The following is a 13,483-nucleotide window of genomic DNA, read 5'->3' as shown; positions in this document are numbered from 1 at the left end:
GGATACGTCAGTCGATGACCGGCGGCATGGCGGGGCGGATGCCCTGTCGCCAGGTCTCCTCATCCTCGACCACGCCATATGGTCGCCCATTGCCGTTGCTGTCGGGTGTTCTGTTCGCGGGAGTTCGGTGAGAGGCACCAGACCCGGCGGCTCCCTGCCTCTCGCCGTGGCGGCCCGCGCCGGACGTACCACCTACGACACCGCGGCCTGCGGTGCCGGGATTCGCGGCGGTGGCGGGGTTGACAGGTGTGGCCGCGCCCCGGCCTGCGGTGCCGGGATTCGCGGTGGTGCCTGGGTTGACAGGTGTGGCCGGGCCACGGCCTGCGGTGGCGGGGGTGCCAGGTCTGGACGCGCTGCGGCCCGCGGTGCCCGGATTCGCGGCGGTGGCGGGGTTGCCAGGTGTGGCCGCGCCGCGGCCCGCGGTGCCAGGACTCGCTGCGCTGCCTGGGTAGCCAGGCCTGGACACCGCTGCCCCCGCACGTCCCGGCTGCTGGGGACGGGCAGTACCCGTGCCTTCGTTCGGGAGTGGACGCCCACCGATGACGCCACCGTTCGAGATACGACGACCAGGCGTCTGGCCCTGCTGGCCCATCGCCTGGCCGATCGGATTTGTCGAACCGGCGGTCGGACCCATCGGCCCACGCGTGGGCATGCCCTCGCCGCCCACGACGGTGCCGCGCGGGATGCCCATTGACCTGCCCGAGGCCTGTGGCACAGGGCGGCCCCCGACGACACCGCTACCGCTTCCGGTACCGCCCCGGGCCATCCCTACAGGATTCGCCGTCGCCCCCTGCCCAGGCTGGAACGGCGTCCGGCCCATGACAGGAGACCGCCCTTGCCCTACCGGGGTGTTGACCGGCGGGCCGAACGCCGGCGGCGCCGTGCCGGTCTGAGGTGTCGGACCATTCTTCAGCTGGTCCGGGCTGGGCAGTGCGTCTGGCACACCATGCGGGGACTGCGTGTGCGGAGGCAGCGTGCCAACGGAGTCGATGCCCATCCGCGTGGGCTGATCCAAGTCCAACGTTGGACGGCGTTCAGGCGATGGCACCGCTGAGGACTGGCGTGGGGTGGACGCATCAGACCGTGTATCCGAGCCGCGCGACGCCTGATAAACCGGAGCAGCGCCCGCCTGAGACACGCCTTGTCCGGAAACCGCTGGACGAGCCAGGTCCGCTGATTCATTCTCACGCACCGGCACAAACGCCTCCGGCGGCGGCGGAAACTTAGGCCTCTCCAGCTTCCCCATCTCCGTCGCCGACACCTGATACGTCTGCCCCAGCTTCCGCATCTGCGCGGCCGCCTCGAGGCGGACCTTCTCCCGGTTCGCCGTCAGCGCGTCGAGTTCGCTTCGGGACTTGGCGCTCACCGCCGCCGCGTCCGGGTCGTTGTGCGCGGACTGCGCCGCCGCGAGGTTCGCCTTCGCGCCGGGCATGTCGCGTGGGATGGAGGCCTGGGCCGTGGCGATCGCTCCCGATGTCTGGCCCAGCCACTTCGCCGCGTCCTCGCTGAAGTCGCCCAGTCGCAGGGTGGAGTTGGCCAGGTCGCCGGCCCAGGTGCGGAAGGCCTCGGCGCCCTCGCCCTTCCATTCCACGTACTGCGGGCGGACCTTGAGGTCCTCGGCGATGCTGCGGATCTCCTTGGCGGCCGCGATCAGGCGGTCGGCTGCGGCCTGCACCGTGCCGGAGTTGGCCTGATCCAGCCACGCAAGCATCTGCTCGTGGCTCATGTCCTCGAAGGGCGTGCCGCCCGAGGGTGCTTTGGCAGACATCAGATCGAGCCTCCCGCGTCGCTGTCGGACGGGCCCTTGTCGGCGCCGGTCTGACCCGTCCGGGCCTTCTCGGGGTCGTAGCTTCCGCCGTAGTGCTTGGTCGTCTCGGTGCTGATCGCCACCATGCGGTCGCGGACGTCCAGATCGATGCCCTCGTAGCCCTTGTGCGAGGCCAGCACGGCGATGCTCATGCCCTCCATGGAGTCGGACAGGAGCTTCGACAGAGTCTCCAGTTCGCCTATCACCGTCTCGTACGCGGTGAACAGACCGGCCGCTTCCGCCCACGCCCCGTCCCCGCCGCCGAGTTGGTGGCGTACGAGCTGCTCCTGGCGGACCTTGTCCGGGCCCGCCGCGGAACTCTTCAGGTCACGGATCAGCTCGTCGACGCGGGCCTGGAACTTCGTGAAGGACGAGAACTCCGCGACGACTTCGGCTGCCGCGCCGGCAGCCTCCTGTGCCATGTCGAACACGTCAAACACCCAAGACGGCCCCGACGCCGCGCCACTGTCGCTCGGCGACACCCTGTCCTCCCCCGTAGGTCATCAACAGTCAACGACTCGTAAGTAACTGTAACTACCAGCAGTGACAGCGAACACCCAGGCCGTTTCGGGCGGGTGAGGTGATTCCAGCCAACACCGTGACGGGAACGGGACCCGAGGGCGGGAGATGAGAAACCGCAGCCGGGAAAAACGCCGAAGAGGCCGCCCGCGCCACGATGGCGGGCGACCTCTTCGGGTCAGCCAGGACTGCTCAGTCCCCGTCGGTCAGGAACGCGTCGCCTTCCGGCGGCGGGTCATCACGACGATGCCCGCTCCGCCCGCCAGCAGCACCGCCGCGCCGATCGCGATCGGGCCGGTGCTGCTGTTGGCGCCGGTCTCCGCGAGGTCGTCGCCGCCGCCCTTCGGCGTGACGGCCGGGGCCGTGGTGGACTCGGAGGCCGAGGGGGTGGGGCTGTCGGTGCCCGGGGTCTCGCTCGCCGGCGGCTCGGTGGCGGCCGGGGGCGTGGTCTCCTCGGCCGGCGGCGTCGCGGGCTCGGAGGGCTTCTCCGGGGTCGTCGCGGGCGGGGAGGTCGGGGTGGCCGGGGTGGTCGGCGGCTCGGACGGGACCGTCGTGCAGTCCTTCGTGCCGCCGTTCCAGCCCGCGATCAGCTTGTCCTTGATGACCGGGCGGTCCGGGCCCTTGGGCAGGTCGCCGTGGACGAAGCCGTCCTTGACGTCGAGCTTGCCGTCGAACTTGACCGCGCCCCGGTACAGGTCGACCTGCGCGAAGCAGCCCGCGTCCGGCACCGCGATGTCGAGGGACTCGGTCTGGCCCGGCTTCACGGTCACCGTGTCGAAGTCGACGAAGACCTGCTCGCCGGAGGTGTTGAAGGTGGCGCCGTGGGCGAGGTAGGAGGCCAGCGAGGCGGTGCAGGAGTCGGCGTCACCGGCGGTGCGGACCTTGACGTGGATCTTGCCGTCGTCGGTGGGCTTGAGGTTCTGGTCGTCGACCTTGACGGAGTCGAAGAAGCCGGTGCCGTCCAGGGAGAACTGGCAGCGGTCGGTTCCGGTCTCCGTGCCGGCGCCCGTGCCGGGCTTGTAGGTGCCGCCGGACTTCCAGCCGTCGCCGCCGGGAGTGCCGTGGGCCCAGGAGGTCGGGGCGGAGACGGCACAGAGGACGAGCGCCGCGGCACCCGTCCCCAGCAGGCGGCGCGCGGTGACACGTCTGGCTATGGACATGCGGATCCCATCAAGGTGAGGGGGTGGCGGGTGCTCCGCGGAGCACCGTCGTGAGAGACACCGGCTTCACTGGTCAGGTGAATCACCTGCAAGGAGCACGAACAACCCATGCAACCCATGCAACCCATGCAGCACATGCGTCATGTGCATCTTGCGGATCACATGCCTCACGTGAATCACGGTGTTCGCACATCGTGGATCTCCGTGCGGAAGCTGTCAACCTGCGGCAATACAGGGAGCGTTCAAGGATCCGTCACAATTTCATCACACGGGGAATGAACTACTCCGAAAGCGTTCGAGTTCGCTTTACCGACAATGGGGACAGATACGAGAGTGGCGCAGTGCCAGCCATTGACCACCGCCCGAGGGAGACCGCGTGACCGTCCCGCACGCCGACCGTTCCGCTCGTCCCGACCTGCCTGCCGACCTGTCCTCCCGTGACCCCGACTGGTGGCGGCAGGCGGTCGTCTACCAGGTCTATCCCCGCAGCTTCGCCGACGCCGACGGAGACGGGCTCGGGGACCTGAAGGGCGTCACCCGGCGGCTGACCCACCTCGCCGCCCTCGGGGTCGACGCGCTGTGGCTGAGCCCCTTCTACCCCTCCGAACTCGCCGACGGCGGCTACGACGTCGCCGACTACCGTGATGTCGACCCGCGCCTGGGAAGCCTCGACGACTTCGACGCCCTGGCCGTCGAGGCTCACCGGCTCGGCCTCAAGGTGATCGTCGACCTCGTCCCCAACCACACCTCCCACCAGCACGTCTGGTTCCAGGAGGCGCTCGCCGCCGGCCCCGGCTCCGCCGCCCGGGACCGCTACGTCTTCCGTGACGGACGCGGTACGCACGGTGAACTCCCGCCCACCGACTGGCAGTCCGTCTTCGGTGGCAGCGCCTGGCAGCGGGTGCCGGACGGGCAGTGGTACCTGCATCTGTTCGCGCCCCAGCAGCCCGACCTGAACTGGGCGAACGACGAGATCCGCGCCGACTTCCGCACCACCCTGCGCTTCTGGGCCGACCGCGGGGTTGACGGCTTCCGCGTCGATGTCGCCCACGCCCTCGCCAAGGACCTCGACGAACCGCTGCGCGACCTCGGTGCCCCCGCCCTCAGCGCCGAGGCGGCCCTGTCCGAGTTCCCGCCCGGCACCCACCCCTTCTTCGACCGTGACGACGTCCACGAGATCTACCGGGACTGGCGCACGATCCTCGACGCCTACCGTCCGCCCCGGATGGCCGTCGCCGAGGCCTGGGTCCCGGGTGCCCGGCGCGCGCTGTACGCCCACCCGGACGGGCTCGGTCAGGCCTTCAACTTCGAGTACCTGCAGACCGGTTGGGACGCGGACGAGCTGCGCCAGGTGATCACCGACTCGCTGGCCACCGCGCAGGCGGTCGGCGCCTCCGCCACCTGGGTGCTCTCCAACCACGACGTGGTGCGGCACGCCTCCCGCCTGATGCTGCCGCCCGGCACCGACGACAACGCCTGGCTGCTGTCCGGCGGCCACGCCCCGGCGGTGGACGAGGCGGCGGGGCTGCGACGAGCCCGGGCGGCCACGCTGCTGATGCTGGCGCTGCCCGGATCCTCGTACCTCTACCAGGGTGAGGAGCTCGGCCTGCCCGAGGTGGCAGACCTGCCGGTCGAGGTGCTCCAGGACCCGATCTGGGAACAGACGGGACGTGTCCGCAAGGGGCGCGACGGGTGCAGGGTGCCGCTGCCGTGGGCGACGACGGGACCGTCGTACGGCTTCGGGGCGGGTGGCGCGTGGCTGCCGCAGCCGGAGAGCTTCGCGCGGTACGCCGTCGAGGCGCAGGACGGGACTGACGGCTCGACCCTGGAGTTCTACCGCACGGCCCTGCGGGTGCGCCGCAAGCTCCAGGAGGGCGAGTCGCTGACCTGGGCGGACGGAGGCCCGCCCGGGGTGCTCGACTTCAGCCGTCACGACGGCTGGCGCTGTGTCACCAACCTGTCCCAGGCGGCCGTCCCGCTGCCGCCCGGAGAGGTGCTGCTGAGCAGCGCTCCCCTGGCGGACGGGCGGCTCGGCCCGGACACCACGGTGTGGGTCGGGTAGGACCGTTCAGCCGGCCGGCTACTGCCTGATGGTCGGCGGGGTCGTCGTGGCGGTCGGCGGCGGGGTGAGGACGACCATCGGTTCGCCGGGCCGCGCCGCGGGCGGGGTGAGCTGGTCCGAGGGCAGCTTCGGCGGGGTGGTCTGGGTGAAGAGGGCCTGGTCGAAGTTGACCATGCCGGTGTTCTCCATGACCGTGATGTGGTCCAGGACGGTGGCGTTGGCCTGGTCGGCCAGCTGCCGCACCAGGCTGTTCTTCGTGGTGGACCGGATCTTCGCGATCGTGTTGAAGATCGAACCGTGCGTCACCCGAAGGATGTTGGCGAAGTCGGAGTCGAACTGCGTGCCCTTGGGGTCCGCGGTCAACTGGTTGACGAAGCCCACCTGTTGTGGACTGGCCACGTTGGGCAGGGTGATGTTGAGCATGGGCGCGATCTTGCGACAGGTGGTGTCCAGCGCGGCGTGACCGTCGATCAGGTGGTTGGAGGCGGTGATGACCTCCTTCGCCGTTCCCTTGCCCACGCCGATCTGCCCCACCGGGTACTCCCACAGTCCGGCGGCGCGCACCTTGACCACGAAGTCCCGGTCCCCCTCCGTCAACGGCCCCCATTGGGTCTGGGAGATGACTCTGTCCTGGGAGCTGGAGACGGTGTCAAGGCCGAGCATCGAGGGATAGGCGAGCGCTGCCAGGGTCAACGTGAGAGCACCACCCACGAAGAGAGTTCCCATTGCGTTCCGCGAAATACCCACGGTGCCTCCTGCCCGGCCGGGTGCCCGCCGGTCGGCGGGCCTGACGCACAGGAGTACGGATGAGGGTGCCCCGGAAGTTCAACGGGTTGGCAAAAAAATTGCTCGGGGTGTGAGTGGGGGCGAGGGGGAAGTCGCGGCCGATGCCGGGGACTTCCCGCTTCCCTTAGCTGCGTGCGGCTGCCGTGGCCAGGGTCTTTCGATGACCGTTGACAAAGCGGAACGGCGTTCCGTATCGTAAATGGAACGTTGCTCCGCTTCAGTCTGCCTGAAGCCGGACGCTCCTGACCGCCTCGCCCGAGCTCGTCGGCCCGAAGGCCCGGCAGTACGCGGCAGAGGTCCTTCAACGGAAGTCACCTCATGAGTGAATCGACGTACACGGCCGACATGTTCGGCTCGCCCGCTCCCGTCCTCTCGGTCAGCCCGGTGGTGCTGCCGGCTCCCGGCCGGGCCGTGGACCTGGAGGTGCGGGTCTCCGCGCCCATGACCGGGACCGACCTGCCGGTCATCCTCCTCTCGCACGGTCAGGGTTACTCCAACCACCTCTCCTCGCTGAACGGCTACGCCCCCCTCGCCAACTTCTGGGCGGCGCACGGCTTCGTCGTGATCCAGCCCACCCATCTGAGTTCGCGGACGCTGCGCCTGGATCCCGACACTCCCGGGGCACCGCTGTACTGGCGATCCCGAGCCGAGGACATGACGCGCGTCCTGGACGGCCTCGACGCCATCGAGGCCGCCGTCCCGCAGCTCCTCGGGCGCCTGGACCGGGACAGGGTCGCCGTGGCCGGGCACTCGATGGGCGGACACACCGCGAGCCTGCTGCTGGGCGCCCGGCTCACCGATCCGGACGACGGATCGGAGGTGAACCTGGCCGAGCTCCGGATCAAGGCGGGTGTCCTGCTGGCGGCGCCCGGCCGGGGCGGTGACGCCCTCACCGAGTCCACGGCCGAGAACTGGCCCTTCTTCCTGACCACGGACTTCTCCGCGATGGCGACGCCCACGCTGGTGGTCGCCGGCGACAAGGACACCTCCGGCCACCTGACGGTGCGGGGCCCGGACTGGCACGCCGACCCGTACCACCTGGCCCCGGGCCCCAAGTCCCTGCTCACCCTCTTCGACGCGGAGCACGGGCTGGGCGGGGTCTCCGGATACGACGTCGCCGAGACCACCGACGAGAACCCCGAGCGCGTCTCCGTGATCCAGCGCCTGACCTGGGCCTACCTGCGCAGCGAGCTCTACCCCGGGGACACGGCCTGGCAGACGGCGCGCGCCGAGCTGGCGGCGAGCCCCGACCCGCTCGGGCGGATCGAGTCCAAGTAATCGAGTCCAAGTGGACGTGCGCGGGCACCACTTCGGAGGTGGACGTCTCCTTTCCGGCCCCCTCTCCTCTTGTCTCTCCTGTCGCCTCTTGCGTTGCCTCTCCTCTCGGTTGACCGAACATTGACCACTTCGCGGGAGACTGCGGAGGCAAACGCGGGAGACTCGTGACGGGCCCCGGGCCTAGATTCGCCGCATGTCCATGAGCATGTCCATGCCACATCGGTCCTCGCGGCCCGGGAGGGCCGCCGCGGCCCTCCCCGTACTCCCCTACCGCAAGCCCACCAAGGGCCGCGACTACTGGGTGATCGACGACGTGCTGCCGGACGTCGACGCCGTGCGGGAAGGCTGCCTCGGCAAGGACGACTGGGTCGAGGGCTATCCGCACAAGCCGGAGGCGTGGCCGGGGCTACGGGCGATGCCGGGGCTCGAGCAGGGGCAACTCGCGCGGGTGGAGCGGGTGGTGAGGGAGGCGACCGGGGCCAAGGAGCTCTGGGTGCAGAAAGCGCCCGGCGGGGGCACCCTCAACCACAACTGCGTGCAGGTGGTGGGGGAGGGGGAGAGCACGCCCCGCCCGCACACCGACTCGCGGTCGCTGTGCCGGTACGCCGCGGTGCTCTATCTCAACCCCGGTGTGCCCAAGGACTGCGGGACCAGTTTCTACCGGCAGTCCTTGCCCGGCGGGCGGCTCGGCGGCAATGTCGTGCAGGCCCCGCACAACAACCTCGTCGACGCGCTCGGTACGCGGTTCGTCGCGCCCGACGCCTTCGAGGAGGACGTACGCGTGCCTCACCGGTACAACCGTCTGCTCCTCTACAACGCCAACCTCGTGCACAGCGCGACGGGTTACTTCGGGCGCACGTTGGCGGAGAAGCGGATGACGGCCGTCTTCTTCTGGATGGCCTGATTCTGGACGGCCGGAGCGGCGGCGTCAGTTCACGATCGCCATCTCGTGCGGTGTCGCGTTCAGGTGGCGCCCGCCAGTCCGCGTACGCGGACGCGTCACGACGTCCTTGATGGGGACGCCGAAGCGGCCCGCAGCATCGGCAGCGCGACGGTCAGCGGGCGGTACGTGGTCAGCGGCAGCGCCTCCTGGAGGCCCAGCAGGTGCAGCGCCCAGGTGGAGTCGCTGACACCGTAACGGCCGTGCGGACGCAGCAGCCCGGCCGCCACGGCGTACGGGTCCTGGTCGTCCGTCCACACGGAGATACGCAGGGCACCTGCCCCGGGTGACGCCTCCGCGTCCGGGCGCTCCGACGCGGGGACCAGCAGGCGGGGGGCGGAGCCCGGGGTGAGCACGAGGAGGGTGAGGCGTTCGGTGTGCGCGGTCGGGCGGTGGCCGCAGAGCCAGACCATGTCGGGGCCGGGGGTCACGAGGAGCCCGGACAGACCGACGGTCGCCGCATACCGGGCTGCGCGGTCCATGCGGGCGGCGTAGTCCTCTGTCGGACGCTTCCGTGCCGGACCCTTCGGTGCCGGGCCTTTTGATGTCGGGCCTTTTGGTGTCTCAGTCATCGTTCTGCCTGGCTGTCCTGGCTCGCTGTCCTGGCTCGCTCGCCGCCTGCCGCTGGAGTCGATTCGTCGTCGAGGTGTGCCGCGCTTTCGGTCCGCGGTCCCCTTCGGCGGTCTGCCGGTCAGTACCGCACCGCCCGCGCCACCTCCGTCCGCACCTCGCCGGTCAGCTGGCGGTTGCTGCGGGCGGTCGCCTTGCCGGAGTCGCCGGCCGGGACGTCGGAGACGGTCACCACGACCGCGTCGAGCAGTTTGCCGGACTGGTCGGTGAAGTCGACCTGGACCGCGAAGGACCTGGTGGAGTCGGTGGAGTTCGCCGCGATGACCTGCACCGTCGTGCGGTCGTCGGCGGTGGTCGGCTCGCCCAGTCCGACGGAGCCCTTCGCGTCCGCGCCGCCCTTGATGTCGTCGAGCTTCCGGCCCACCTCCGCCGTCGCCGAGGCCAGCGCCGATGAGGCCTCCGACGCCTCCGAGGCGAGCGAGGACGCGGCGGCGGTCGCCTCCCTGCCGACCGACCGGGCGGCCGACTCGGCCTCGCTGACCGTGCTCGACGCACTGTCGTCGCCGGAGCAGCCGGTGAGGCCGGTCAGCGCGACCAGGCCCAGGCCGGTCAGGGCCAGACCGGTCAGGGCGGCGGTCGGGATCGCCGCCGGCGCCGCGCTCTTCGTCCGGCGCGCACGGGTACCGGCCATCTCGCCTCCCGGGGTGTGATGTGTCCCGTCCAGTGAAGGTCCGAGTGCGTACGGGCGCATGCCGGGTGCGCCCACATGGCTCAGCCCTCACGGCGGTGGCCCCTCTTCGGCCGGGAACCCCCTGCTCCAGCCGGGGCAGGCCTCAGGTGTGACCGATGCCGCCGCTGCCGAAGGAGCCGCTGGAGCCCGGCAGCCAGCGCTTTCGGGCCTGGTCCTTGCCTCGCCGGGTTCCGGAGGTGTGGAGCTGGTACGGCATGAGCCGTTCCCGCTCCTCGGACATCGGCACTTCGTCCGGCTCACGTATCTCCCGTATCTCACGGATCGGGCCGGTCGTGGGAAGGTGCGGCTGATCCTCCGGGCGGGGCCGCGGCAGTTCCCGGTCCCGGATCCGCATGCCGAACACCACGGCACACACCAGTGCGCCGGCGATGAACAGCCCACCTGCGAAGGCGGCGATCACGTTGAGTACTTCGGTCGACGTGGCCGCCACTACAAACGTCGATGTACCCATATGTCGATTATGGACGAAAGTGGCAAGTTTGTGAGGTCTGGGTTGTTCCGGGCTTGATCACGGGGACGGGTGCCGGGTGCCGCCTTCGGACCGTATGGCATGGCTGTGACAATCGCGGAGCTGTTTCGTGATGGCCCGCATGTGCCCGTCGCCTTCATGATTGCCCGGGTGAACGATCAAATACCGCAGTCCGCCAGCTCTCCCTCCGACCTGCGGCCCGTCCTGTGGACGGCCCGCTGTGCCATCGCCGCCCTCGGCCTCACCGGCGTCGCCTGGCTGGCCCGGGCGGTGTGGGAGACCCGCCTCGCGGTGGCGGGACAGCCGGCGTCCGGGCCTCCGGACCAGGGCAACGGCAACCACCGGGAGCTGACCTCGCTGGAGAACGCGTACCACGTCGTCAACACCCTGGGCGGCGCCACCGTCGTGCTCTGCGCGCTGCTGTTCCTGTCCTGGCTGTGGCGGGTACGGGACAACGCCCGCGCCCTGTCCGGCGAACCGGCCCGCTACTCCTGGATCTGGATGTACCTGGGCTGGATCCTGCCGATAGCCAACCTCTGGATACCGCGCGGTCTCATCGTCGACATCCACCGCGCCGGCGCGCCCGGCAGGCGGCTGCCGAGCTCGGTGAACTGGTGGTGGGGCCTGTGGCTGATCGGCCTGGTCGGCGGCGTCGGCGTCCTGTCCGAGGACACCACGGACGAGATCATCGCCCGCGCCTACACCGACGTAGGGATGCTCCTGGCCGCCGACGCGGCGATCGTGGCCGCGGCCGTGGCGGCGGTCTTCATGGTCCGCGCGGTCACAGCGGCGCAGCTTGAGCGGATGGCGGGCGTGGGTGCTGGTGCGGGTACGGGTGCGGCGTAGGGGCGTCGGCTGACCGGCCGAGGGCCGTTCCGACGACGGCCGCCCCGCCCCCCGCCCCGTTCGCCCGCCCTACGAGAACGTCGCGTCGCCGCTCCAGGAGAGCTCCACCCCGCCACCGAGACGGAGTTGGACGGCGTGCAGCACCCGCTCCTTGAAGTGGCCCACCAGCCACTTCACATAGGGGTGCGAGTAGCCCGTGGTCCGGGTCAGGCCCTGGATCAGCACCGTTTCGCCACCGTTGGCGGCGACCTCGGCAGCCAGGGCCTTGATGTTGTCGGGGCGCCCCCACTGGGTGGAGGTGTTGATGTGGATGCTCGCACCGGCCGTCGCCGCGGACGGCCCGTGGGTGTCGATGGTCCGCTGGGTACTGGTCGACCGGGCCGTGAGGTGGAACTGGGCGACGTGCAGCCGGATGGCCCCGCTCTGCAACTGCGAGGCGCGCACCATGCAGTTGAGGTGCACGGCCAGGCTGCCCCCGCTGTCCAGCGGCACCGTGACCCACTCCGAGATCATGTTCAGCCCGAGGTTGCCCTGCTCGCCCCGGCGGAAGCGGAAGTCGTCCACCCGCAGCCCGTCGAAGATCTGCTCCAGGAACCGCATGGGCTGCGACGAGGCCAGGCCCTCCGCGGACTCGACGAGCGGCCGTTCCGTGGTCAGGGGTGCCCGCTGCACGACAGCCCGGCCACCGTCCGCGGCCCCCAGCAGCCGGTTCACGGCGGCGTTCCCCGCGCTGCGCTGGAGCTCCAGCAGGGCGGGCGTCCGCCCCACGGCCCCGCCCTGCCGGGACCGCGCCCCCTGGACCTGCGACGACTGCTCGGACTTGTGGGCACGCAAGAGCAACACCTTTCCTGGGGGCAGCCCCCGACGCCGGGCCCGCCATCCGCTCCTCTCTAGCCGCATCCGGCCCACCCCTGAAGGTCCTCCCGGGCAGACTTTCCGCCCCTGCCTCGCACCGGGAATTCCGGGGGATCACCACAGGCTGCCCGGCCGGGCAGGGCGACTGACCCCGCTCGGCCGGCCGGACTGGGCGGTCAGCAGGGCTCGTCCGGGTGGGTGCGGGAGGCCTGGGAGCGGCTGCTGATCAGCCAGGGGTCGGCGGCGGTGGGTGGATCGTCGGGGGGCTGGCGGGTGTCGACCGTCAGGTGGAGCAGGGTGCCCTGGCCGTCCGGGCCCGCCGGGTAGCTGCGTGGTTCGTCGCAGTGGAAGCCGTGGCGGAGCAGCAGCGCGACGCGCTGGGTGACGACGGGGTCCTCCGCGATGATGCGGACCTCGGCGAGGCCCTCGTCCTCGGGTGGTGACATGCCCGCGGCGAAGTGCGCGTCCGCTTCGGTGCGTACGGGGGTGGAGACGGGCGGCGCCGTCGGCGCGCGCTGCGTGCCGGGAGAACTGTCGGGCCTCGTGTGCATCACGGTCACCTGTTTCCGGTTTCGCCGCATGCCCGTTATGTCCACCGTACGCCTGGGTGTTTCCGGGCCGGGCGGGGGGTGTGCGGGCGGGAGTACCGTGAAAGGGCCGAGGGCTTCTCGTGCGCCCCTCCCGTGGTGCCGTTCTCGGCGGATCACGATGCCGGGCCGGGCCCCTCCGCGCCCGGGGCAGGGCTCGGGCGATGACCTTGAACGTGCCGCCTCGCACCCCGCCGCAGCGCCGGCGCCGATGCCCCTCGCCCCTCGAAGGGGAACGGGTCCGCCCACTGAGCCGACGTCAGGTCGAGGACCGTTGGCGGGAACTCGGTGATCTGTACGCGGACACCTCGGGCGTCGAGCCGGGGCAGTGGGCCAGGTCCCGCGCCGCCTTCCTGCGGCGGCTGGCGGTCGACGTACGGCAGCCCGGGTTCGCGCTGCTGATCGCGGAGACCGTCGTCCGCGACGAGATGTCCGTGCTGACGGGGTGCGCGTACGGCTTTCCGGTACGGGTCGACGGACCCTGGTGGCGGGGCCTGGACGGATGCCTCCCCCGGCCCCTGCTCCGGCTGGCCGCCTCCGGCGGGCTCTTCGCGGTCTCCGGGATTTTGGTGCCGTACCGGGTGCGGGCCCATGACCAGGACCGTGACTGGAACCTCGCCCGGCGCCTGCAGAAACGCCTGCTCAGCGACCACGACGGCGCGCTCGGCGTCTTCCTGGTCGACCGGGGCGACACCACGACCCTGGAGGCGCTGCGGTCCTGGGGATGGCGGTCCGTCACGGCCGAACGCCCGGACGACGGCCTGCTCGGCACCGCGTCCGGCCCGCGCCGGGCGCTCGTCGTCGATCCCTGAGCGGGACGGGTACGGCAGCGGAACATCCAATTGAATATCTG

At 70.8% G+C, this 13,483-nt stretch carries 13 protein-coding genes and 1 pseudogene; 5 read left to right on the top strand and 9 right to left on the bottom strand.

Annotated elements, in window-relative coordinates; translation table 11 throughout:
- Positions 1-7 precede the first annotated feature (7 nt).
- The 3 genes from ABZ027_RS30770 to ABZ027_RS30760 all read right to left on the bottom strand — a co-directional run bounded on the left by ABZ027_RS30770 (position 8) and on the right by ABZ027_RS30760 (position 3,486).
- Positions 8-1,768: a translation initiation factor IF-2 gene (locus ABZ027_RS30770; RefSeq protein ID WP_356773939.1), complete on the bottom strand. Its 1,761-nt coding sequence runs from the start codon at positions 1,766-1,768 to the stop codon at positions 8-10.
- The gene (locus tag ABZ027_RS30765) at positions 1,768-2,229 is read right to left on the bottom strand and encodes a hypothetical protein (protein WP_356773937.1); all 462 of its coding nucleotides are present in this window, start codon (positions 2,227-2,229) and stop codon (positions 1,768-1,770) included. The genes ABZ027_RS30770 and ABZ027_RS30765 overlap by 1 nt, the downstream gene beginning before the upstream one ends.
- Before the next feature lie 303 nt (positions 2,230-2,532).
- Entirely contained in the window at positions 2,533-3,486 is a 954-nt protein-coding gene (locus tag ABZ027_RS30760) for an LAETG motif-containing sortase-dependent surface protein (protein WP_356773935.1), read from the bottom strand.
- Positions 3,487-3,901: 415 nt separating this feature from the next.
- On the opposite strand from ABZ027_RS30760, the gene ABZ027_RS30755 reads away from it, so the two are divergent.
- A complete protein-coding gene (locus tag ABZ027_RS30755) occupies positions 3,902-5,548 on the top strand; it encodes an alpha-amylase family glycosyl hydrolase (RefSeq protein WP_356773987.1) in 1,647 nt (548 codons plus the stop codon).
- 18 nt (positions 5,549-5,566) lie between these two features.
- Here ABZ027_RS30755 and ABZ027_RS30750 read toward each other — a convergent pair whose 3' ends face one another.
- Positions 5,567-6,274: a DUF4142 domain-containing protein gene (locus ABZ027_RS30750; protein ID WP_356773933.1), complete on the bottom strand. Its 708-nt coding sequence runs from the start codon at positions 6,272-6,274 to the stop codon at positions 5,567-5,569.
- Positions 6,275-6,652: 378 nt separating this feature from the next.
- Between ABZ027_RS30750 and ABZ027_RS30745 the strand changes: the two genes are divergently transcribed.
- Together ABZ027_RS30745 and ABZ027_RS30740 are read left to right on the top strand one after the other, a co-directional pair.
- Entirely contained in the window at positions 6,653-7,612 is a 960-nt protein-coding gene (locus tag ABZ027_RS30745; protein WP_356773931.1) for a chlorophyllase, read from the top strand.
- A gap of 205 nt (positions 7,613-7,817) precedes the next feature.
- The gene (locus ABZ027_RS30740; protein WP_356773985.1) at positions 7,818-8,516 is read left to right on the top strand and encodes a DUF6445 family protein; all 699 of its coding nucleotides are present in this window, start codon (positions 7,818-7,820) and stop codon (positions 8,514-8,516) included.
- A 125-nt stretch (positions 8,517-8,641) separates the two neighbouring features.
- Here ABZ027_RS30740 and ABZ027_RS30735 read toward each other — a convergent pair.
- The 3 genes and pseudogenes from ABZ027_RS30735 to ABZ027_RS30725 all read right to left on the bottom strand — a co-directional run.
- Positions 8,642-9,034, bottom strand: a pseudogene (locus ABZ027_RS30735) (aminopeptidase P family N-terminal domain-containing protein); the annotation flags it as partial.
- 209 nt (positions 9,035-9,243) lie between these two features.
- Complete coding sequence (locus ABZ027_RS30730; protein ID WP_356773929.1) at positions 9,244-9,813, bottom strand: hypothetical protein; 570 nt, start codon at positions 9,811-9,813, stop codon at positions 9,244-9,246.
- 142 nt (positions 9,814-9,955) lie between these two features.
- Positions 9,956-10,324 (bottom strand): DUF6479 family protein, encoded by a 369-nt coding sequence (locus tag ABZ027_RS30725; protein WP_356773927.1) that lies wholly within the window; start codon positions 10,322-10,324, stop codon positions 9,956-9,958.
- A gap of 168 nt (positions 10,325-10,492) precedes the next feature.
- Here ABZ027_RS30725 and ABZ027_RS30720 point away from each other — a divergent pair, with 168 nt between their 5' ends.
- On the top strand, positions 10,493-11,188 hold the full coding sequence (locus tag ABZ027_RS30720; protein WP_356773925.1) for a DUF4328 domain-containing protein: 696 nt from the start codon (positions 10,493-10,495) through the stop codon (positions 11,186-11,188).
- Positions 11,189-11,257: 69 nt separating this feature from the next.
- Here the strand turns inward: ABZ027_RS30720 and ABZ027_RS30715 are convergent, their stop codons facing one another.
- Entirely contained in the window at positions 11,258-12,022 is a 765-nt protein-coding gene (locus ABZ027_RS30715) for a hypothetical protein (RefSeq protein ID WP_356773923.1), read from the bottom strand.
- A gap of 197 nt (positions 12,023-12,219) precedes the next feature.
- Positions 12,220-12,594 (bottom strand): hypothetical protein, encoded by a 375-nt coding sequence (locus tag ABZ027_RS30710; RefSeq protein ID WP_356773921.1) that lies wholly within the window; start codon positions 12,592-12,594, stop codon positions 12,220-12,222.
- 200 nt (positions 12,595-12,794) lie between these two features.
- Between ABZ027_RS30710 and ABZ027_RS30705 the strand changes: the two genes are divergently transcribed.
- Complete coding sequence (locus tag ABZ027_RS30705) at positions 12,795-13,442, top strand: hypothetical protein (RefSeq protein ID WP_356773919.1); 648 nt, start codon at positions 12,795-12,797, stop codon at positions 13,440-13,442.
- The last annotated feature ends 41 nt before the right edge of the window (positions 13,443-13,483 follow it).

The organism is Streptomyces sp. NPDC006332 (assembly GCF_040612855.1).
Taxonomy (GTDB): Bacteria; Actinomycetota; Actinomycetes; order Streptomycetales; family Streptomycetaceae; genus Streptomyces.
Note: the sequence above shows the minus strand (reverse complement) of the source record. Positions and strands in the feature narration are given on the sequence as shown.

Excerpts from the sequence above, each read along its gene's own strand:
- ABZ027_RS30745 (WP_356773931.1), top strand. The coding sequence starts at position 6,653 with ATGAGTGAATCGACGTACACGGCCGACATGTTCGGCTCGCCCGCTCCC.
- ABZ027_RS30760 (WP_356773935.1), bottom strand. The coding sequence starts at position 3,486 with ATGTCCATAGCCAGACGTGTCACCGCGCGCCGCCTGCTGGGGACGGGT.
- ABZ027_RS30705 (WP_356773919.1), top strand. The coding sequence starts at position 12,795 with ATGACCTTGAACGTGCCGCCTCGCACCCCGCCGCAGCGCCGGCGCCGA.
- ABZ027_RS30725 (WP_356773927.1), bottom strand. The coding sequence starts at position 10,324 with ATGGGTACATCGACGTTTGTAGTGGCGGCCACGTCGACCGAAGTACTC.
- ABZ027_RS30765 (WP_356773937.1), bottom strand. The coding sequence starts at position 2,229 with ATGGCACAGGAGGCTGCCGGCGCGGCAGCCGAAGTCGTCGCGGAGTTC.
- ABZ027_RS30710 (WP_356773921.1), bottom strand. The coding sequence starts at position 12,594 with ATGCACACGAGGCCCGACAGTTCTCCCGGCACGCAGCGCGCGCCGACG.
- ABZ027_RS30770 (WP_356773939.1), bottom strand. The coding sequence starts at position 1,768 with ATGTCTGCCAAAGCACCCTCGGGCGGCACGCCCTTCGAGGACATGAGC.
- ABZ027_RS30740 (WP_356773985.1), top strand. The coding sequence starts at position 7,818 with ATGTCCATGCCACATCGGTCCTCGCGGCCCGGGAGGGCCGCCGCGGCC.
- ABZ027_RS30750 (WP_356773933.1), bottom strand. The coding sequence starts at position 6,274 with ATGGGAACTCTCTTCGTGGGTGGTGCTCTCACGTTGACCCTGGCAGCG.
- ABZ027_RS30730 (WP_356773929.1), bottom strand. The coding sequence starts at position 9,813 with ATGGCCGGTACCCGTGCGCGCCGGACGAAGAGCGCGGCGCCGGCGGCG.